Origin of the sequence: Christiangramia sp. LLG6405-1 (assembly GCF_045055805.1) — a bacterium.
Taxonomy (GTDB): Bacteria; Bacteroidota; Bacteroidia; order Flavobacteriales; family Flavobacteriaceae; genus Christiangramia.
Map to the genome: position 1 here is coordinate 54,179 of NZ_CP159330.1, position 20,380 is coordinate 74,558.

Below are 20,380 nucleotides of genomic sequence, written 5' to 3' on the forward strand. Positions count from 1 at the left end.
TCACTTAAAAACTATTGCTGATGTAATTATAAATATCACTATAGATGAACTTTAAGGTTCTTCTAATCTGGAAGCTATTTTCACCATTCAGGTTTCGATCACCATCGTACACCATATAATAAGAATTGTTGACCCGTTGCAAGTCAAGATGATGCATTCCACGATTAAACCAAATAATACTATCCATGTTATGAAGATAGCGGTTTTCTACGATCTGCAAACTCAAATGTTCTGTTGAATGATGTAATTGATATAACGATATACCAGAGCCATAGCCTCTACTACGATCCTGTACTGGCAAATACCATTCATTTTGATATTGAAAAAATCTACCGCCGGGTCTTGTGTGATTACCTTTTCTGGAAATATAGTTAGAAGCCTCCTGCCAATCTCCACTTAAAGAATCAGCGGTATAAATCAATTGATTCATATGGTCATCTACAGCAACCATCAGGTTGAATTCTTCACTTAATAGAATGCTGGCATCCTTCAATTTTACATCTTTAAGCAATGTATCAACCACCTTCCAGGTATATGGGAAATTATCACTTTTATATAACAGAAGATGTCCGGATTGTTTGGCCTCGGGAAGCATATAAAACTCCTCCTCATGTTTAAAAACCTGAGGATAGGAAAGATGGAAGGGCTCGTCCAGTACGATAGTATCATAAATGAAATCTTTACCGTCTACAGACTTGAACAACGCAATGTCTGCGTCTTTCTTTCCTTTTAATTCTGTAAACAAAAAGTATTGACCATCATCGACAATAAAAAATGGATCAGCAATATAGTTCCCAGACGTTTGCAATATGCTATCCATAAGAGCATAGGAAATGATATTTTCAGAATCAATCTCAGGTCTTTTTACGGGATTTTCTGAGAAGTTATAGCCAACCGACCACTTCCCAACCTTTTTTGTGATAATAGGATACTGGTGGTTAATCACAAAAATTACCGTAAAGCTTAGAAACAACATTAAAGTAAAGAAAGATTTTTTACTCATCCTATTTGTTCATTTCTGGTCCGGCATAAGTAATTATTTCACCATCCGGAAAAAAAACAGTTTTGAATGGATAATCTATTTCTTTAAAGAATTTTTCTACTGATTTATAAGTTAATTCACCATCAACAACGTGGTAGGTTGCTATACTTAAGTTAGGGTTTAGGTTCAGTAGTGTTTGCCTAGCTCCCTTTAAAATATTCAGTTCTGCACCTTCGACATCCATTTTAATAAAACTGACATCAGTTATGTTCATTTCTGAAATAAAATCGTCAATTGTTATTACTGGAATTTTAACCTCTACTGCATGTTCTGCTTTGTAAAAAGATGAAGAAGCTACACTTCCATCCTCAAAGAAATTAACTTTACAGGTCTCAGACCAAAGTCCCTTATTAATAAGATTAATATTATTTGGAAAATTATTTAAATTAAAATTTTCCTCAATTACTTTTAAATTCTTCCTGTCTGGCTCGAAAGAGAAAATATTACCATATTTAGCTTTTTCAGAATAAACCAAACTTAGAATACCATTAAATGCACCAGCATCAATAATATTATCATTTGGCCTGATTTTATAAAATTCTTCATAACGTTCAATTTCCTTGATTAGAAAATATAAAGGAGTTGTAGAATATATCGACCAAGATCCGCCATCAGTCTTATAAAATTGATTTTTAAGCCCAAATTCATAATTCGGTTGCTGGAAATTATAGTAAATTAATTTCATTCTCTCTCTTAGAGCATAAGGAATAATCTTTAGTAATTTTTTCATTCAATTGGTTTACGGATTAATAAACTGCACAACCCAACCACTCTTCCCATACTCTCTGTAAAAGCCTTTTTCTTGCTTGATGTAAACAGGGCGTTACTAAACCGTATAAGAGTCAATAATACAGCAATTGAGTACCATTTAAGGGTTGAAATTAAATCTGGTGATGGATATCTAACCCTCCAAACATACCATCCATTTCTAATAACCATTTTACCATATTTATAATCATTTGGCCGTCCGGAATCTTCATGATAGTGGTAAAGTTTGGCTGAAGTATTTACATAAAGTTGTCCTAATTTAGAAGCTCTAATACAAAAATCCATATCTTCATACAAACCGTAACCATGAAAATAATTGGAAAATTTGATCTTCTCAAAAATTTTCTTCCTAAAGGAAGAGACACCACCCATAAAATTTTCGACTCTATATTTTTTACCGGATGGAGGTAAGAATCCTATAGCATATCCATTTGAAAATTTTGGCATATGACAGGGCGGAACATCCGGTTGTAAACCTAATTTTTTTCGAAGTAAATGTCTACTTCCCAGATGCCTGACGTAGCCATCATACGCAAACTCATCAAGTTCCACCTCTGCCTGATCTTTCTTGTACCACTCTACTTCGTTTATAATATACCCACCAACCCCGATGGAATTTGGATAGTCCTGATAAGTATCAATCAAGTTCTCAAAGTATGTAGAGGTAAGTACAATATCGTCATCTAGAAAACAAACAACCTCAGATAAGGGAAATAGTTTACTAATTCCAAAATTTCTTTGCTTTGTAAGGCCTCGATCGTAATCTGAAACTTTAAAGTATTCCAGATTTTTGAAATTAGACTGATGAAGTATTTGACTGGTTTCATCATCTCGTGAACCATCAATAATCAAAATTTGATCTGGATATAAAGTCTGAATATTTACCGAATTCAATAACCTAAACAGTGGTTTAGGGCGCATATAAGTGCAAACTATAAGACTAAACTTCATGAAAATCTATTGAAAACGCTCTCCCTTTTTGATAAGATTACGAGAATACAGCATAGCTTTATTAAATTGCAAAATTTTGAAAGGTAAATTAAACAAACGTAGTGGTAATTTCTTTATGTCTCTTGATAGATAAAGAAAAAGGTAACGCTTTTTATATTCGCTAACCTGATCTTGTTTGAAATGCTTTAAAATTCCGTAAAGAATTGTTGGACTCGGAACTGGCCTAATTCTGCCCACTGGATTATCCAACTCCCATGGCTGCTTACTCCTTTTTTTGCCAAGAATGGAAGATTGTAAACCCCAAAATCTATAACCGCCAGATGGTGGCTTGAGATGCAGGTTTGCGGAATATGGGTTAAACATTAGTATCACGCCCTCTTTCAAAAGCCTGAAACCAAAATCTGCATCTTCACCATATCCCCCGTCAAAATTAATATCATTTCCAATAATTTCATCTACACGATTTCTTTTAACACAAGAATTCGCATTGTTAAAAGTCTGAGCTGCTCCTGCCTTGTAACGACTCACTCCTAAGCTTTTCAAGGTGTCTTTTAAGTCAGTTAAATTCTGAAGATGGTTTTTGGCGTGAATATCCAATCCTGTACAAGCATCTACATTATAAGTCTCCAGAAACCTTAAATGGTTTTCAACAAATTCGGGAAGAATTCTGGTATCATCATCTGCAAAAATTATAAAATCACTTGTACACAATTCAATAGCTTCATTTCTCGCTCTACAACTTCCAGCCGAATGCTGCCATTTAACAACTAATTCAAATGGATATTCAGAATCTTTATATAAATCTGGATTCCTTTGATCTTCAGGAGTAGCGTCAATTACAATTATTCTAGTAGGATTATACGTTTGATTTTTATAATCTTCTAAAAGCTGCAGCGTAAATTCCCGTCGAAACATAGTAGGTACAATCACATCCACAGTAGGTTTACCCGTTATCCTCTTTAGTGATCTGGCAGGAAAAGTTTTAGATGAATTTTTTACAAGAGCTAATTGTTTAGATTTTTTGAAATATTGGAATTCTTTCCATGGGTTACTTAACGATTCACGAATAAACATATACCAACTATGTCTATCTTTAAAGTTCTTCAAATAAAATATGTATCGATCTTGATCCGGAATAATTGGCGCTCTATGAAGAGTACTATCAACCGTATATAGACCTTCAATAAAAAGCGGTACGGCTCCACCAAACCTTAACATTCTGTACCCAAAATCCAATGCGCTCGTGTAACTTGAGAGATAATCATTACTAAATCCACCAAAAAAATCCCAAACACTTTTTCTTACTACAAAGCATCGAGGGTTAATTCTCCAGTTTACAGATTGTTCCAGTGCCGTTAAATCATTGAGGTACCACCAGAAAACCGCTGTTTGATAAACCAGCTCAGGAAAAATATTCTCAAATCCCTGACTTAACGAACTATGCCAGAGATCTCCAGGACCATTTGCTAGATTGTCCAGTTTTTGTAAGTCTGGCTCTCCTAGAAATAGTAGAATATCTCCATTGGAAGCCTTAAATTCTTTAAGTTCTTGCATGAAATCTTTGTAACTGATTTTTATAAAAGTTGATATTTCTTTCCACTACAACCTTTGTTGCAAATTCATTTTGTATCTTTTTCCTTGCGGCCTTACCCATTTGCTTTCTTTTTTCGGGATTATTAAGCAAGAAAAGCACTTTTTCTGCAAATTGATTATGATCTTTAGGGTTAACGGTAAAGCCAGTCACCTCATCTTCCATAACTTCTTTCGCCCACCCAATATTAGAAGTCACTAAAGCTTTTTCCATAGCCATTGCTTCCAGCCAGGTCATGGGCATAGCTTCAGCAAAGCTAGGCAGAACGATTACCGCGGCTTCAGCAACATGTTCCTTTATTTCAGAATAGGTTACCTCTGGAAGAAATTTAAATTGTTGCTTAGCCAACGGACTAAGTTTTTCCTGGAATAGTTCCAAAGTAGATCTCCTTTCAAAAATATCTACTACATCCTTTCCTATAGACCACAACTCAGTTTCCGGATGTTTGATAACCACTTCATTGAAGATAACTGCCAATTCCAACACTCCTTTTTTTCTGATAAATGTTCCAAAGTAAAGAATAGTTTTTCCTTCACCCTTAATTTTGGCTGGTTTGAATAAATCGATTTCTATACTATTAGGAATAACAGCAATCTCACTATTTAGTTTAAATAACTCCTTTGTTTTTTCTGCTGTAAATTCACTAACTGAAATTAAGGCATCCGCTGATTTTAAAGCTGTTTTCTCAAAAAATCTATTTTTTAACTTCTGTTTTCGACCATCCATATAGCAGAAATAAGCATCCGACCCATTCATTCTAATTAGTAATGGGCAGGATAATTTAATAAAAGCAGTAATACCGGTCCAATCTGGAGCTTCAATAAGATCAATATTATCTCGTACTATACTTCTATTTATATATGATTCCAGAAATTTCCTATATCGAAACCAGCCAAAAAAGCTATAGTTTCCTTGTTTTATAAAATGAAAATTAATTCCATCCTCTTTGAAATTATGATCTTTCTGTTGCCCATATATAAAAACGCTCACATTTATCTCTTTATCTACCAAGGAAGTCGCCAGGTTTTTAATACTAGTTCCCAAACCTCCAGATGGGGTAGAATTATAGTGAGGATATTCTGGAGTTATAAATCCTATGTGCATAACAATAAATTGATATGACTCTCAACCATTGTTTTGAGATTATATTGATTTTCTATTATGGGGTTTACAGAATTTTCTATCATGATTTCCCCACGGATAATTTTTAGAATAGTATCGGCTAATTGTTGAATATTCCCAGTTTCGAAGACAAAACCATTTCCCCCATTCTCAATCACCTCAAGATTGCCACCAACGGGAGTAGTTATGACCGGGACATTGGCGGCCAGACTTTCAAGAATGGATAGACTGAAACATTCCATATAAGTTGGTTGTAGCATATAAGAATAATTCTGAAAAAGTTTCGGCAAATCTGGTGAACTACCACAAAACCTGAACTGTTTTTGAAGATTTTCTTTTTTTACCAGGCACTTTAATTCAGCTTCCATGGGACCTTCTCCAAAAATATCAATTTCAATTTCTTGCTTTACTTCCGGTTTCAATAGGCTAACAGCTTTAATAAGATCCTGAATTCCTTTGGAAGGTCGCAAGTGAGAAGCAACAATAAATTTACCGTTATTAGAATTCTTTCTTTTTATATATTCTGCAAAGGCAATTCCATTATGTATCACTTCCGTTTTAGAAGATAATTTTAGCCCGTAATCCTTTAGGATCTGCTGTTTTGTATAATTGGAAACTCCAATAAACAGGTCAATATACTTGGAATACAATTTCCCTTTCAACTTATTCTTCAATCTTTTTTTCATAGGAAATCCATTGATGGGTCTGGGATTATGATCCACTGCAACAATCATGGGATCATCGTATTGCTTTATCATCTTAAAGAAAGGAGTACATAATTCTACAAAATGAGTGATAACGACCTCAAACTTACTTTTATTTCTAGCCTTATAATTTAGAAAACATTCTTCAACTGACTCTTTTCGGCATATTTCAATATTGAGATCTATATAAAAATCAAAAATAACACCGCCGGAAAAAAACCAGTTTACTGTAAACCCCTTCTCAATGCATTCCCGGTTATACGCTACAAAAAAACGATCCATTCCACCTATTCGGTAGGGGTCAAGTTTATAATTGCAAATCACAGCAATATGCTTCATGAAAGTTCATTTAAAACTTCAGATATTCTTTTACTAGTTCCTTCTAAAGGATTTCCTATTTGCAGATTCAGTAGTTCTCTTTGATTGTCAAGTCTGGCCTTAGGATTTTCAAGGCTAAAATTAATGTGTTCAATTAATTCATCCCTGTCTTTTGCAATGGAAACAGCACCACTTTTCACAACTCTTGAGTAGTGTGCGTATTGGAGAAATCTCTGGTCATCGTATAATCCATTTTCAGAATTTCCGAAAACCGGATTTATAACCGGTTTATCAAAGGTCATGAAATCCAGGCTCATGGTGGAGCACATATTAACACCAAGATCTGAAAATTCAAGGATCATTCTTAAATCTTTTAGATCTTTTTCTGTAGGAACCCTTTGTGACCATAATTCAGCATGATCATTCCGGGTTTGTTCCCAACTAGGATAATTCCATTTGATGAAAGGATATCTATTTTCAAGGTACTGGAAACGGTCAGGTTCTTCTGCAGGAGAAGTTCTAACTAAAAAATTAACCTCGTTTATTTCAGAACTTAAAATTGCTTCGGCTATAGTTTCAATATATAATGGATCATTGGCACTAGTAGAAACATCGCCACAGCTAAAGCAAATGGTTTTATAATTTTCATTCAATTTAAAACGCTTATAAAAATCATTTATCGAACTTTGATATTCGACCATAACATAAGGCTCAAATTGCGGGGTTCCAACTATCTTGATTTGTGCATCATCAAGATTTCTGTAAAATTGAAGCAATTCACTTTTCATAAGCTTGCTCCACACCAGGTAATTTTTAAAGTTTCCTGCCATACGGCCTTTAGATGCAAGATTATCCCAGCTGAAGATAAAACTGCAGGTATTGATATTCTCCTTATTTGCAGAGTAAATCAATGGCGCCAGATAAGGTGGTCGTTGATGCGTAAAGAATAGAATGGAAGGTTTATGTTGCCTTAGAGACCCGCGGTATCTTTTAGCCGCTTTTCCCATTGAAAAGCTTTTTTGCTGTAAATTATAATAAGTATTGATCCAATTTTCCGAATGGTATTTGTTTGTAAGCTTATAGATTAACCTTGTTAGCTTCCCCCTTCTTGAAGATGAATTGGAATAATTGACTTTCAAATTATCCTGAATTCCAAAATTGTTTGAAGCGTTGTTTTTCAAATGCGCAATTTCCTTTGCCTTTCTAAAAAACCAAGTACTACCATGCTCCCTATGGTCGAATAATTCAACAATCTCAATTGCTGGATCAATCTTGTTTTCATAACATTCAGAAGGTAATGCAGAATATATGATCACCTTATCGAAAACTTCAGCAGAAGTCCTCAGAAATTCGCTTAAGATAAAATTCCGGAACCCTACTCCATCGGTTATTACAAGGCCTAATATGTTTTTGTTTTTTGAAAAATTACCCATTTTAAGCATGGTAAATATGAGAAAGCTAATTTAGATCTTTAAACTGCTTTTGATGATTAATGTTCCAGATTTCTCCATTTTTTAAAAATTCCAAAAAAAGATCAGCACTATTGCCATCTCCAAACTCTATATTAAATTTGGAACCCTCACCAGACTCCCGTATGGATTTTACAGCATTGCAAATCTCATTCTCATTAAAATTCACATTTTTAATATCAGCGTTCCTGCTTCTATTATGCTGTCTACTCCCTATATTTATTACAGGGATATTGTAATAAGGTGCTTCCCTCACTCCAGCGCTACTATTTCCTAAAATGAACTTACTATTCTTTAGAAGGCTTAAGAAGTATTCAAACCTTAAAGACGGTATGATTCTAAAATTTGAGAGCGGTTTGAGTCTTTTTTTATATTCACCTATTATTTTTGAGCTACCAAGGTCATTGTTTGGATAAATAATTACAAAGTTTTCATCCATGTTCTCCAGGCTACTTAGTAAAATACTTATGTCGCTATCTAAATGTTCAACTTCTGTAGTAACCGGATGGTATAACAAAATACCAAATTGCTCAAAAGGGATTTGATAATAATCTCTTACCGTCTGTATATCTGGAAGATCTAGGGAAAACATGACGTCAACATCTGGAGAACCTATTTTAAAGATAGATTCCTTGACTTCTCCCATTTGTAATAATCGATTTGCAGCTTCGTCGTTAGCTACAAAATGTACATGACTTAATTTGGAAACACTATGGCGAATCAATTCGTCTACAGTTCCTGAAATTTCTCCGCCTTCTATATGGGCGACAAGAATATTATTAAGTGAACCCACAATGGCCCCTGCCAGGGTTTCTACTCGATCTCCATGTACCGTAATTAAATCTGGCTTAATGTGATTTACATATTCAGAAAGACCTTCTATGGTTTTAGCTAAAGTGAGGTCCATTGTTGTTTCTTTAGTGTGATTCTGAAAAGTATGCAGGTTGGAAAAATTGCAACGTTCTATCTCAAGCAACGTTAGCCCATACTCATATTGAAGGTGCATTCCAGTAACAAACACGAACACTTCAAAGCCTGGATTAGATTCAAGAATTTGAATTAAGGGTTTTATTTTCCCGAAATCTGCCCTAGTCCCGGTGAGAAATAAAATTTTCTTCATCTTATATTACAAGTTAGAAATATGCCATGGTTTTAGCTGAATATCATCCGGTATTTCCATAGCAGCTTTTTTTCCTAAAATCTCTTTAAATCTCGAAGCCGGAATTCCATTCTTTCCAGGTCTCTTAACCCAAATGTTTTCAACGGTGAAAATCTCTCCCTTTTGAATAGATTTTATGGAGCATACGGAAGCAAAAGCAAAGTCGATCGTAACTTTCTCCTCTTCAGCTGGCACTTTTTCTCCTCCTCTCATCATAGCTACTTCCGCACTGTCTCGAATTAAATTTCGGCAATTTTCCTCATCCATACTGCAAAGAATATCGGGACCAGTGCGTTTCATATGGTCTGTAAAATGACGTTCCAAGATCGAAGCTCCCATAGCTGTAGCTGCCAAGCAAGAATTACTATTTAGGGTATGGTCGGAAAGTCCGAAGACTTTATCGGGGAAACTTTGATGTAATTGCTGCATTGCTCCCAGACGAACCAGTTCGGGAGGAGTGGGATAAAGGTTCGTTGTATGCAAGACGGCAACTGAGACTTTCTTTTTCTCAAAGATCTCAATTGCTTTGGTTATCGTAGCAATACTGTTCATTCCTGTACTTAAAATTACAGGCTTACCAAACTCGGCAATATGCTCAAGTAACGGATAGTTATTACACTCTCCGCTACCTATCTTATATGCCGGCACATCGAAACTTCGTAATCTGTTAGCTGCCGCTCTTGAGAACGGAGTAGAAATAAAAATTATGCCTTGAGACTCCACATAATTTTTTAATTCCAGCTCATCTTTCTCGTTCAGAGCACATCTTCTCATGATCTCGTAAATAGATACATCAGCATTACCTGGAATAACACTTTTCGCTTCGCTACTCATTTCATCCTCGACAACATGAGTCTGGTGTTTTATCATTTCTACACCCGCCCTCTTAGCAGCATCGACCATTTCTTTGGCAACTTCCAGAGAACCTTCGTGGTTGATCCCAATTTCTGCAATAACAAGAGGGGGATAATCAAGACCTATTTTACGGCCTGCTATTTCTAAAAATGGATTCATTAATTCTTTGTTCCTTTTAGTAAGAATTCTGCATACTCAAAATCTTCTTTTTCATCTATATCAACTTTGGAAAATAGATGATCTACAATAAACGGAAAGTTATTTTCTCCTAATAATTTATCCTGCTCTATTAAAGAAGCTTTTATGATATAAAGTAAACCATTTTCAAAATAGAGCGGTTCAAGATCCTGACTTCTCTGTCCCATTTTATAATTAAAAGGAACAAACTGATTATTGTCAATTTTACCGAATTTTTGATAGCTCTTGCTTACCGTCATAAGACTTTCGTATTTACCCTTAGAGAATTCTTTAAAAGCATTTCTCAATAGATTTCCCGGTCTTAATGGATTCGTAGGTTGTAATAAAAATACATTATCTATCTCCTCTTTGATATTCTCCAATACGTGTTGTAAAGCGGAAAGTGTAGTAGCCTCATCCCCTGCAATTTCCAGAGGACGGTCAATTACTTCAACTCCTTCAGAAAGTGCTATAGCTTTTATATCGGCATCATCAGTAGATACTACTATTTTGTCAATCAAATTACAATATAGTTTTGCATATCTTATACTATGCACAACCAATGGAATTCCTCCAAGCAAGAGTTTATTTTTACCAGGAAGCCTTTTTGAACCTGCACGAGCCGGTATAATTGCTATATTAAGCGATTTGAAATTGTTTTTTACAGTCATACTCTAAGACAATTTCATTTTAATTTTCTTGACTGTTTTGGATACCTGCATTTTAATGAAGAAAAAGGTATCTTTAAAAATAATTGGTTTCCTGGGATTTGATGCAAAAGATATTTGCTTTAAAACTTCATCTATCCTTGCAGTATGCTTCTCATTCTTTCCATACGAACGCGCATACCAGGTGTGAATTAATAAGGTAGTGCCATTAGCATCAAAAACTTCATTACTAATTTGCTCATTTTCATCCTCTATCATTTTAGAATTCAAAAAAAGTATTTTTTCTCCTTTTCGTCTTAACCAAAAATAAAAACAATAATACGGTTCATAGAGATTTTCTTTATCAAACCCATATACTAATTCACTTAGATCTTCTTCAAATTCTCCTTTATTAATATATTGATTGCGTATGATTTCACTTTTATTGAATAGCTTAGAAATTTTCTTAAAATTAAGAATTGAAAAAAAAGTATTGATAACATAAGGATTGTTATTTCGATGTTTAATTACACCACCATCACGAACCCCAGAGACGCTATAATTATTTTCCTTCATAAATTCAATAAGTCCAAAAACGGCTTGCGGATTCTTAAAGATAACATCCTCATCTGCCATAATTAACCAGTCTATTTCTTCCTTTTTAAGTTTCTTGAACATATAGAAAATACTATGCAAGGCATGCATTCCATTTCTACCATCAATTACATATGATTGAATACCAACCGGAAATAAATTAGAAGTTTTTTCATATAGTTCAAAATTAGCAACAGTAGTGAATATAGCTACTTTATTTTTTAAAGATTCCAAGGTTAGTTAGGTTTTTGATTGTTAACCATAAAATTGGAGGGTTCATTATTTATGCCTTTATATATTACAATCAAATTATGGTAAAAATGAATTGAGGTAATATTTAAATCGAAGTAATTTGTTTCATATCCTGGCTTCTCAAATTCCTGGTAATTTAAACCATCAACCATGCTCTTGAAATAACCCATTATAGAATTTTTATTATTAAAATCCTTACTCGTACCACCTTTCTCTTCCCAGTAAGAAGTTTGAATATCTTCTATAAAATATATACCGCTTTCGCTCATTAGTGGAAACATAAAATTAAAAGTTTGAATGACATGAGAATTTATATGACTTCCGTCGTCAACCACTATATCTATTTCACCAATTTCCTCAGATACTCCTTGCATAAACTCAACATCGACCTGACTACCTTTGAAAATTTTTATTCTAGATTCCTGCAATGGTGACTTATCATAAATATCAATCGCATAAATACGAGCTCTTCTAAAGAAAGCTTTCCACATCCTTAAAGAATGACCGCCAGCTTCAGGATTTTCGTAACCGCCTACACCAATTTCAAGGATTTTCAATTTTTTTTTCCTAAACTCGTTTAGATGAAACTGATAATGAGGAGTATAAAAATGAATACCATATTTATCCGTTTTAAAGATTTTTGCTAGCGTATTAAGATTTTTCCGATGAAAATATCCTCTTACTTTTTCCGATATCCGTAAAAATCCAATCCTTGAACTTTTAGAGATATATTTACTCAAAACAGCTTTCAGGCTCATCAGTTAGTAAGTATTTTGATATTTAATGTATTTGGATAGGTTCCCAATAAATCTTTGCATCAGGTAATTGTTTCCACTCATTATATTTAGAGCTTGTTAAGCTATTTCTATTCTTCTTCAACCTACTTGAATTTCCCAGAATATCAACCATGGCTAAGAAAAGATTTTTTACAACTTTCATGTCCCTTGTTTTTTTTGCCTTAAGCAGCTGCGTTTTTATTGAGTACAGGAATAATTTAACCAATTTTTTTTGAGGATAGAAGATAAAATAATTATACCAATCTGCCCTAAGGGATCTTCTGGCTCGTAAATAATAATCTGCATCTTTTTTTCTTGCCTTGTTATCTACCCGATGATGCACCAAAACAGAAGGTAAATAATGTACTTCCCATTTTTTTTTAAAGAGTTGTAAAGCAGCAAAATTTTCCTCTCCATAAAACCGGTACCAATCCGGATAATTTGGAACTTCATTCCAGGCCTGCATATTCCAGGCGTGACCACAGCCAACAAAACATTTAACAGGTTCTGGATTCGCCTCGTTAAATACATTCAAAGGCTTTTCTTTCCCCCAGTATATACGAAACGCTGTAACTCCACACTTTGGTTTTTTCTCAAAATAATTAATTATTCTTTCTAAGGGATCTGAGGTTAAAAAATTAGCGTCGTCATCCAGGGAGATGGCATAAGAAGTTTGTACCTGGCTCATTAAAAGATTCCGGCTGTAAATAAGCCCATGATTCTCGGAATTGACCAATAATTGAATTTCAGGATACTTTTTTTGTACAAATGCTGATGTACCATCTGTACTTGCATCATCACATATTATAATTTTTATGCCATCTTTAAGAAATGATTCTAGAGATTTGAGGGTATATTTTAGTTCTTCAAGCCTATTGAAAGTGGTGATTAAAATACTAAACTTGCACCCCATGCTTAAAATGATTTTCTGGCCGCTTCTGGCATTCCCAACTTTTTCAAATATAGCATTCTCAATTTATGAGATTTTAATATCATTTGAATAAGCTTCCGTTTTAAAAAATATGACCAATTGAATCTTGGGTAAATAAAAGCAGGTATATCAGGAAAAGATTCCTCTTTACTTGTAAAGCTATTTCTCCGATTCATTTTGTCAAAGAATTTATTATCGAGTTTATTCCCCAAGTGAAAAGCCATATTTTTTGGGGTAGTAAACCGATAATATCCTTTTTTAGGGGCTGCCTCATCCAATATTTCTTCACTATCCCCGCCCATTTTGAAGGGGTTAAATTGAGCTAAATCTTGAATTAACTCTCTCCGATATGTTACAACTACGTGGCCTGAGCCTACGATTGCTTCAAAACCTCCATTATTTAAATAAAGAGTAAATTTCAATCTTTCTTTTGGATAGTTGGGTTTCCAACCTATACTTTCATAAAATTCAGCTAAAGCCTGCGGTTCTTTCACGTTGGCAAATTTTAATTTAGAGGAGAAACTATAATCAAAAAGCAAATTCTCACTATGACTCTGATAGCTAAGAAATTGCGGGATAAGACCTACGACCCCAACTTTTTTAATATTTTGAAATATTTTATAAGTCTCCTCTTGCCAATTTTCTTTAAAAAAAACATCTGCATCGCTAATAGTGACTAATGGAATATTATGGCCTGAGACTGCTTTTATAATCGAATTATATTTACCTATGTTAGCACTAACTATTATCTCCTGGACCTTTCCTTCTTTATAGAGTTCCAGGATGTATTCTTCTACTTCCCTGCAACTTCCATTACTCACTAAACTAATAAAAGTATAAGGCCGGGAAGAACACAATAGGGATTTAATACAAATTTTTAAGACCTGTAAACTTTCTTCAAAATAATCTTTTTGATGAGGGATATAAATTGGAATGATTACCTGGTGTAAATAATTAATCTCACCAGTTTTATCCTTATTTGGATTTAGACCTTTCCTCATTTTCTTTGGAAATAATTAAAAATATAATTGAAGTCTATAATCGACAGGGCTCCCCGAAGTCCCTTAAAATAAGTGAACACATATTTGCTTTTTAGCGCAATTTTGCTTCGAGAAATGATTTTTCTAAAAAAATGCTGTCGGAACTTAAATCTATCGTCTTCTTCACTAATAGTCTGTATAGTATTTTTATAAACCAATAAATCAGCAAGAATCATTGATCGGATAGTTATGGGTGAATCAATGCCATTAATACTTTGCGAATGCTTTCGATAAAAAAACAAGTATTCATCAACAATTTTAAAATTGGTGCTTTGGGCTAGTATTCGATTGAAAAATTCATAATCCTGTTTGCGTTGCAAAGTTTCACTCCAAAGTTTTTTTCCCTCTAGAAAAACCCTGCGAAACATTGGAGCATTAGTCTGCAAATTAATCTGCCCTAGTGCTTGGTCACGAACTGGAGTTTTACCCGATAGCTTATCCCAATTTCCAATTTTATTTTCAATTTTCCCTTTAAAAATGGCTCCTTTACAAACAACAAAATCTGAATAGGATTTTTTGAGCTCTTGAACTTTCAATTCTAAAAATCTAGGGTGCATCAGATCGTCAGAATCAAACCATTGTATAAAATTACCACTAGCTTTTTCAAACCCAAAATTTCTACACGTATTTGCACCTTTAATTCGATTATTTGGTCTTTTCAAGAAGTTAATCCTTTTATCCCTCTTGCTATATTTAATTATAATTTTTTCTGAATTATCTACTGAACCATCATCAACAAGAATGCATTCCCAATTGAAATAGGTTTGATTTAATATCGAATTTAAGGTTTCATCAATCCATTTAGAACTATTGTAAGTGGGAATTATTATTGAAATTAACTCATTCATCTTAAGATTGATTATTAAAAGTATTTGACAATCATTCAGTTTTTTGAATTAATTGAGTGATCTCATTTAGATACAATTCACCTATTTTTTGATTTGAATAATTTTCAATAATCTTTTTCCGCAAATTGCAGGAAATATTTTCTAAATCAGTTGTCTCTTCGCTCTTTAATTTTCGGATAACCGAATCTAAAGTTGAAATTTCATTTATATCGAACCAAAAATCATTATTAGTACTTTCCAAACGGTCTTCCATTGCACCAACTCTTGTACTAATTATAATTTTTCCCGCAGCCATTGCCTCTAATCCGGTGTAAGGCCCTGCTTCTTCATAAGAACTAACAATGAATACATCTATTTTATCGAAAAAAAAGTTTAAATTATATTGTGGCACAGCTCCCAAATAACTACAATTAACATTAAATTCAATATTTTCTAAAATTTCATTTTTTAGCGGACCATCTCCCGCAATAAAAAATTGCTCATCTCTGCTTCCGAAAAATTCTGATAACTCTAAAGCTCCTTTTTCTTTAGTAAATCGTCCTAAAAAACCGAACCTCAAATTTCTTTCTTTTTTTAGTTTCAATTTTAGTAATTGTTCTTCTTGTAAACTCGCCTGGTCGATAATTGAATAAGGAACTTTTAAATTAAATAATTTATTTGCAGTTCTATTAGAGTGATGAATAAAACGGCTAATCTTTTTAAGATGCTTAAACTCAAACACCTCTTCATTAATATTACCAGTAGTTCTGAAAACACAAGGAATATTTTCTTTTCGGCAGAACTCAATAATTTCTTCTGAAAAGTTAGAATGTAACTGCATAACAAGTAAAACTAAATCAGATTCAGAAATTTTATTTCTAAGTAATTTAGAACGCTTTTCATCATATTTTAAATATTTCTTTGTAAAAAAATTATTTCCAAACGTGGAGCGCCTTTTCCTTAAACCATTTTTAAAATAAGTGAGAAAATTTATTATTCGAAAAATTAAAAATTCATCATAGACTAATCGGTCTAGGAAATTTATTTTAATGCTATTTAAATCTGTAAAAATCAACGACTTATTATTAAAATATTCACTTGATATTATTTCAACTGTATAATCGTTCGTTAGGGCTCGCCCGATTTGGTTAATTTCAATAACCCTTCCTCCTGTATTAGCAACTGGACCAAAAATTAAGACCTTTTTATTTTTCAGAATTGGTAGTATTAATTATATAATTCAACTTTTTTCTAAATTCCGTTTGTGAAAAATAGCCTTCTAATTCATATTTTTTAGGTTCCTTATTTAGAACCTGACTTATTGTAAGCATTAAATTTTCAGCTATAACGTTCTTGCGGTAAGAACTAAAAATTCCTTTTTCCTTAGCTAATCTTTTCAATTCACTTCTTTCAGGACCCAATATAAAAAGGTGTTTTTTCAATTGGATTAAAACCGGCACTTTTCCCGGCAAAATATTACTATGACTTGAGTTATTCTCTAATATTAGCCCTATATCTGTTTCATTTTTTAATTCTTCAAAAGAAATATTGAAACTTGCGAATGATCTTATTTCTATATTAGGATGATTATTAAATTTCGTTTTCAACTCATCCACTCCTTCTCCTTTTATTCTTAAGAATACCTCAGTTTCTTTTTTAATAACCGGATTTTTATCAACTAGCTCTACATACACATCAAGGAAATTTGTAAGACTTCGTCCTAATTGAATAGCCCCATGATAGGTAATACAAACAGACTTTCTCTTTTTCCTGATTGCATTATTATTTTCGATTTTTAGATCAAATACTTTTGGTGTAAATTGATGTGGAAGTGTATGGAACTTCTTTCTGGTTCCATATAGAAATTCTAGATCCTGGGATAATAATTTAGAAGGAGAGATACATCCTTGTGCACGATCTACCACCCATTGCATTCTTTTCAACTTCTGCAGCTCTAAATTTGTAAGGAACGATTGTGATCCAGTATCCCAATAACCAGGAAAAGGATCATGAAAATTAATTATTGACTTTTCTAATAATTCTCGATTGTGTATAGCGCCTAAAATAAGTTCAAATGCTGTACCTGAGCTTCTCAAAAATACAAGATCATATAAAGAAGAGTCTATCTTTTTTAATTCCTCTCCAAATAATTTTTCGATATACAAGTCCTTCAATGAAATACCGGTCAGCCTCCAATAAGGTTTATTTAAAAATATTGTTTTACCAGGAATTTTTTTATAAATGACTTTCTCATCATAATTATCCACGCCTAGTAGCTTTGGCTTCACATCTGCCGTGTGATTTTTTAAGTAAAAAACATCAATCTTGAAATCTGGATAGCACTCCTTCAGTTTATAGATAAAAGACCTGGAAACAATGCCTTCACTTGTTCCCGAAATCCGAAGGTCTTGTGCTACAACCAATATTCTCATAAATATTGCTTTTTAAACCTTAAATATCTACTTATCAAAGGATAGTACTTTCTAATCATCTGGTATCTATAAATTTGAATTCTTGAAAGATTAGTTAATTTACCTAAAAAATTAATTAATGCGCGATCATTTAGGAGAAACGCCAACTGTATGAAGTACCTGGTCAAAAGAGGCGTTAACAATTCCTTTTCCATCAAATTTTGAGCAACCAGTTTAATAGCTTTTATTTTAGATTCCCTTCTAATTTTATTACCCAGGTAAAACTCCCCCGTATTCGAGGCATTGTGCTTTCTGCCAAAATAAAGTGTTTTATCAATACTAATACCAGTGAAGCCATTTGATAATAAACGAGAGTAAAGCTCCCACTCTTCTGCGTATAAGAGATCCTCGTGAAATCTGTTATTGAAAAAACATTCTTTTTTCCAAATTACGGCGCAAGAATTAAATGGCAATTCATGTGTAATTATTTTATCTAAATTTTTATAATTTATGTGCTTATAGCCATAATTTAGATTTCTATTAAATTCCCGATTAAATTCCCCAAAAAACACCTCCCTGGTATAATGACAGAATTGAAAATCATTTTCTTTAAGAATAGGAATAGTAATTTTAAAATGATCTGGATGTGCGATATCATCATCATCAAAAAAAACTATGTAATCCCCCTTAGCTAATTCAATACCATAATTGCGACAACCGGGCAAGCCCTTTTTGTGTTTTGCACTTCTAGGTAAATACCGAAATCTGGAATCACTTAAGTAGGGTTCTAATTGCGCACTTGTTTCATCAGTTGAACCATCATCAATTATAATACATTCCCAGTTTTCAAAAGTCTGGTTCTGTATAGAAATTAAGCTTTCTATAATTAAATGTGCCCTGTTGTAGGTAGCCATTATTATACTGACCTCAGGTTTTGCAAGTGTACTCATTATTTAAACATCCTTTTAATCTTTCGCAGAGGATTTAAAAATGCCCTTCCAAGCCAGAACTCCATTCGTTGAGTATGCTTAATCTTTTCTCTTTCTTCCCTTTCAATTTTGCCTAATAAATGTTCTATAAAAATTTTGAAATTTTCTTTATATAATTCCTGATGTTTAAGATATATGTATGTCTGAAGTTTATATTTAATTTCATTTGCTGACCCACGCATGGAACTTTTTTTCTGACGATAATTAAATAATGGTTCTTCTAAGACATGAGCATGCCCACCAAATCTAAGTAACCTTATATAAAACTCCCAATCTTCAAATCCCTCTTTCATTAATTCGTCATACTTTCCAGCTAAATCCCAATCCCGTTTTCTAATCATTGAATTACCAATTGCTGCATTATATCTAAGAAAGTTTGTAATATCTCCTCCTGAGGGTTTAAAAATATCAATCACACCATTTTCATTAAATCTTCTTGCATAACAAGTTACAATTTTAACAGCCTCATCTTCAGAGATTATTCTTAAAGCTTTCTCGCAAAAGTCAGGTTCAAAAAAATCATCTGAATCTAATAAAATAATAAAAGACCCCTGGGCATTTTCAATTCCAATGTTTCTTGCAGCACTTAAGCCTTTATTTTCCTGAGTAATTAGCAAATCGATCCTAGGTTCAAGTTCTTTTAATACTCTTTTAGTTTTCTTATTCGAACCATCATCAACAACAATAATTTCTTTATTACCCCATGTTTGACCAATAGCACTCTGTACAGCTTCTTCTACATAGACTGCATCATTATAGCAAGGAATTATAATAGATATACATGCGGACATTAAACCAATTTTCTCAAAATATTATTACGTAATTTTCCATAACCTTTGAATCTAATTCCCTTTTCATCTATCCATAATTTCACACCTAGCAGTTTTCTTTGCTTATAATTTAAATTGGCCTTTTTCAAAAGTTCTTTTTCCACGAACCTTATCTGCTTATAATATTTAGTATCATTTGGATATAGGAATCGACTTAAAAAGAAAACTACAAAATCACGAAAATTCTCTTCATATTTGATTAAAGAAGATGAATATACTTTTTTAAAAAAATGAATAAAACTAGTTATAACTTGATTTAAATAAACATCATTTCGAATACCATTGTTAATCCTATAAAAACTATCTATTTTATTGATTCTTTCAAAAGAATACTCGCCAAAATTTAAAATTGATATATGGAAGTCAATATCTTGCAGTCGTTGTAGATGTTCATCAAACGAAAATTTTTGTAAAACTTTGCGTCTCCAAATTACACTACTCGTTTGCCATGGTAAGTTATATGCAAGAAACATTTTTAGGTAAGTCTGACTCGAAAGCTCAAATGGATCATTGTTAATTATGTAATTTGTTTTTTCACCTTCAATTAATTTCGCTGTACTAAATATTAAAAAGTCCAAACTCTTTTTAAAAAATCGGATTCTATTCTCCAATACTGCAATATCTAATAAATCATCAGAATCTAGAAAAATTAAAAATTCTCCAGTACTCACTTCAAATCCATAATTCCTACAGGCATTAGCACCCTTCCTCCGATTTGCCGGTCGATGATGAAATTGTATTCTTTGATCTTTCTTACAGTAAAATTCTAACAACTCTTCAGTATAATCAACAGAACCGTCATCCACAACAATACATTCCCACTTTTCATAGAGTTGTGCAATTATTGAGTCCAAGGTTTCTCCAATCAAATGAGCCCGGTTATAGGTGGGAATAATTATGGATACTAGTGACTTCAAAAAAGTTATT

The 20,380-nt window shown here is 33.1% G+C and carries 20 protein-coding genes; all 20 read right to left on the bottom strand.

Annotated features, from left to right (window positions below; translation table 11 throughout):
• Window positions 1-4 precede the first annotated feature (4 nt).
• On the bottom strand, window positions 5-1,003 hold the full coding sequence (locus tag ABVM50_RS00255) for a hypothetical protein (RefSeq protein ID WP_405199444.1): 999 nt from the start codon (window positions 1,001-1,003) through the stop codon (window positions 5-7).
• 1 nt (window position 1,004) lies between these two features.
• Window positions 1,005-1,772: an FkbM family methyltransferase gene (locus ABVM50_RS00260; protein WP_405199445.1), complete on the bottom strand. Its 768-nt coding sequence runs from the start codon at window positions 1,770-1,772 to the stop codon at window positions 1,005-1,007.
• Entirely contained in the window at window positions 1,769-2,761 is a 993-nt protein-coding gene (locus ABVM50_RS00265; protein ID WP_405199446.1) for a glycosyltransferase family 2 protein, read from the bottom strand. The genes ABVM50_RS00260 and ABVM50_RS00265 overlap by 4 nt, the downstream gene beginning before the upstream one ends.
• 6 nt (window positions 2,762-2,767) lie before the next feature.
• Window positions 2,768-4,315, bottom strand: coding sequence for a glycosyltransferase family 2 protein (locus ABVM50_RS00270; protein WP_405199447.1), 1,548 nt, complete (start codon window positions 4,313-4,315; stop codon window positions 2,768-2,770).
• Window positions 4,302-5,456, bottom strand: coding sequence for a glycosyltransferase family 4 protein (locus ABVM50_RS00275; protein WP_405199448.1), 1,155 nt, complete (start codon window positions 5,454-5,456; stop codon window positions 4,302-4,304). The genes ABVM50_RS00270 and ABVM50_RS00275 overlap by 14 nt, the downstream gene beginning before the upstream one ends.
• Window positions 5,447-6,517, bottom strand: coding sequence for a glycosyltransferase family 4 protein (locus tag ABVM50_RS00280; protein WP_405199449.1), 1,071 nt, complete (start codon window positions 6,515-6,517; stop codon window positions 5,447-5,449). The genes ABVM50_RS00275 and ABVM50_RS00280 overlap by 10 nt, the downstream gene beginning before the upstream one ends.
• Window positions 6,514-7,929, bottom strand: coding sequence for a hypothetical protein (locus tag ABVM50_RS00285; RefSeq protein ID WP_405199450.1), 1,416 nt, complete (start codon window positions 7,927-7,929; stop codon window positions 6,514-6,516). The genes ABVM50_RS00280 and ABVM50_RS00285 overlap by 4 nt, the downstream gene beginning before the upstream one ends.
• A 25-nt stretch (window positions 7,930-7,954) precedes the next feature.
• Window positions 7,955-9,085, bottom strand: coding sequence for a UDP-N-acetylglucosamine 2-epimerase (gene neuC / locus ABVM50_RS00290; protein ID WP_405199451.1), 1,131 nt, complete (start codon window positions 9,083-9,085; stop codon window positions 7,955-7,957).
• Window positions 9,086-9,091: 6 nt separating this feature from the next.
• Complete coding sequence (locus ABVM50_RS00295; RefSeq protein WP_405199452.1) at window positions 9,092-10,138, bottom strand: N-acetylneuraminate synthase family protein; 1,047 nt, start codon at window positions 10,136-10,138, stop codon at window positions 9,092-9,094.
• Window positions 10,138-10,827: a cytidylyltransferase domain-containing protein gene (locus ABVM50_RS00300; RefSeq protein WP_405199453.1), complete on the bottom strand. Its 690-nt coding sequence runs from the start codon at window positions 10,825-10,827 to the stop codon at window positions 10,138-10,140. The genes ABVM50_RS00295 and ABVM50_RS00300 overlap by 1 nt, the downstream gene beginning before the upstream one ends.
• Before the next feature lie 3 nt (window positions 10,828-10,830).
• Complete coding sequence (locus ABVM50_RS00305) at window positions 10,831-11,631, bottom strand: hypothetical protein (RefSeq protein ID WP_405199454.1); 801 nt, start codon at window positions 11,629-11,631, stop codon at window positions 10,831-10,833.
• A gap of 2 nt (window positions 11,632-11,633) precedes the next feature.
• On the bottom strand, window positions 11,634-12,407 hold the full coding sequence (locus ABVM50_RS00310; protein WP_405199455.1) for a class I SAM-dependent methyltransferase: 774 nt from the start codon (window positions 12,405-12,407) through the stop codon (window positions 11,634-11,636).
• Window positions 12,408-12,429: 22 nt separating this feature from the next.
• The gene (locus ABVM50_RS00315) at window positions 12,430-13,338 is read right to left on the bottom strand and encodes a glycosyltransferase family 2 protein (RefSeq protein ID WP_405199456.1); all 909 of its coding nucleotides are present in this window, start codon (window positions 13,336-13,338) and stop codon (window positions 12,430-12,432) included.
• A gap of 2 nt (window positions 13,339-13,340) precedes the next feature.
• Complete coding sequence (locus ABVM50_RS00320) at window positions 13,341-14,357, bottom strand: glycosyltransferase (RefSeq protein WP_405199457.1); 1,017 nt, start codon at window positions 14,355-14,357, stop codon at window positions 13,341-13,343.
• Window positions 14,354-15,244, bottom strand: coding sequence for a glycosyltransferase family 2 protein (locus ABVM50_RS00325; RefSeq protein ID WP_405199458.1), 891 nt, complete (start codon window positions 15,242-15,244; stop codon window positions 14,354-14,356). The genes ABVM50_RS00320 and ABVM50_RS00325 overlap by 4 nt, the downstream gene beginning before the upstream one ends.
• A gap of 31 nt (window positions 15,245-15,275) precedes the next feature.
• On the bottom strand, window positions 15,276-16,298 hold the full coding sequence (locus ABVM50_RS00330) for a glycosyltransferase (protein WP_405199459.1): 1,023 nt from the start codon (window positions 16,296-16,298) through the stop codon (window positions 15,276-15,278).
• Window positions 16,299-16,428: 130 nt separating this feature from the next.
• A complete protein-coding gene (locus tag ABVM50_RS00335) occupies window positions 16,429-17,511 on the bottom strand; it encodes a hypothetical protein (protein ID WP_405199460.1) in 1,083 nt (360 codons plus the stop codon).
• Between the two features lie 140 nt (window positions 17,512-17,651).
• Window positions 17,652-18,584, bottom strand: coding sequence for a glycosyltransferase family 2 protein (locus ABVM50_RS00340; RefSeq protein ID WP_405199461.1), 933 nt, complete (start codon window positions 18,582-18,584; stop codon window positions 17,652-17,654).
• Window positions 18,584-19,414, bottom strand: coding sequence for a glycosyltransferase family 2 protein (locus ABVM50_RS00345; RefSeq protein WP_405199462.1), 831 nt, complete (start codon window positions 19,412-19,414; stop codon window positions 18,584-18,586). Before ABVM50_RS00345 ends, ABVM50_RS00340 begins: the two co-directional genes overlap by 1 nt.
• The gene (locus ABVM50_RS00350) at window positions 19,414-20,370 is read right to left on the bottom strand and encodes a glycosyltransferase family 2 protein (protein ID WP_405199463.1); all 957 of its coding nucleotides are present in this window, start codon (window positions 20,368-20,370) and stop codon (window positions 19,414-19,416) included. Before ABVM50_RS00350 ends, ABVM50_RS00345 begins: the two co-directional genes overlap by 1 nt.
• Between the last annotated feature and the right edge of the window lie 10 nt (window positions 20,371-20,380).

Coding starts and splice junctions, on each gene's coding strand:
- ABVM50_RS00255 (WP_405199444.1), bottom strand. CDS start 1,003: ATGAGTAAAAAATCTTTCTTTACTTTAATGTTGTTTCTAAGCTTTACG.
- ABVM50_RS00260 (WP_405199445.1), bottom strand. CDS start 1,772: ATGAAAAAATTACTAAAGATTATTCCTTATGCTCTAAGAGAGAGAATG.
- ABVM50_RS00265 (WP_405199446.1), bottom strand. CDS start 2,761: ATGAAGTTTAGTCTTATAGTTTGCACTTATATGCGCCCTAAACCACTG.
- ABVM50_RS00270 (WP_405199447.1), bottom strand. CDS start 4,315: ATGCAAGAACTTAAAGAATTTAAGGCTTCCAATGGAGATATTCTACTA.
- ABVM50_RS00275 (WP_405199448.1), bottom strand. CDS start 5,456: ATGCACATAGGATTTATAACTCCAGAATATCCTCACTATAATTCTACC.
- ABVM50_RS00280 (WP_405199449.1), bottom strand. CDS start 6,517: ATGAAGCATATTGCTGTGATTTGCAATTATAAACTTGACCCCTACCGA.
- ABVM50_RS00285 (WP_405199450.1), bottom strand. CDS start 7,929: ATGGGTAATTTTTCAAAAAACAAAAACATATTAGGCCTTGTAATAACC.
- neuC (WP_405199451.1), bottom strand. CDS start 9,085: ATGAAGAAAATTTTATTTCTCACCGGGACTAGGGCAGATTTCGGGAAA.
- ABVM50_RS00295 (WP_405199452.1), bottom strand. CDS start 10,138: ATGAATCCATTTTTAGAAATAGCAGGCCGTAAAATAGGTCTTGATTAT.
- ABVM50_RS00300 (WP_405199453.1), bottom strand. CDS start 10,827: ATGACTGTAAAAAACAATTTCAAATCGCTTAATATAGCAATTATACCG.
- ABVM50_RS00310 (WP_405199455.1), bottom strand. CDS start 12,407: ATGAGCCTGAAAGCTGTTTTGAGTAAATATATCTCTAAAAGTTCAAGG.
- ABVM50_RS00315 (WP_405199456.1), bottom strand. CDS start 13,338: ATGGGGTGCAAGTTTAGTATTTTAATCACCACTTTCAATAGGCTTGAA.
- ABVM50_RS00320 (WP_405199457.1), bottom strand. CDS start 14,357: ATGAGGAAAGGTCTAAATCCAAATAAGGATAAAACTGGTGAGATTAAT.
- ABVM50_RS00325 (WP_405199458.1), bottom strand. CDS start 15,244: ATGAATGAGTTAATTTCAATAATAATTCCCACTTACAATAGTTCTAAA.
- ABVM50_RS00340 (WP_405199461.1), bottom strand. CDS start 18,584: ATGAGTACACTTGCAAAACCTGAGGTCAGTATAATAATGGCTACCTAC.
- ABVM50_RS00345 (WP_405199462.1), bottom strand. CDS start 19,414: ATGTCCGCATGTATATCTATTATAATTCCTTGCTATAATGATGCAGTC.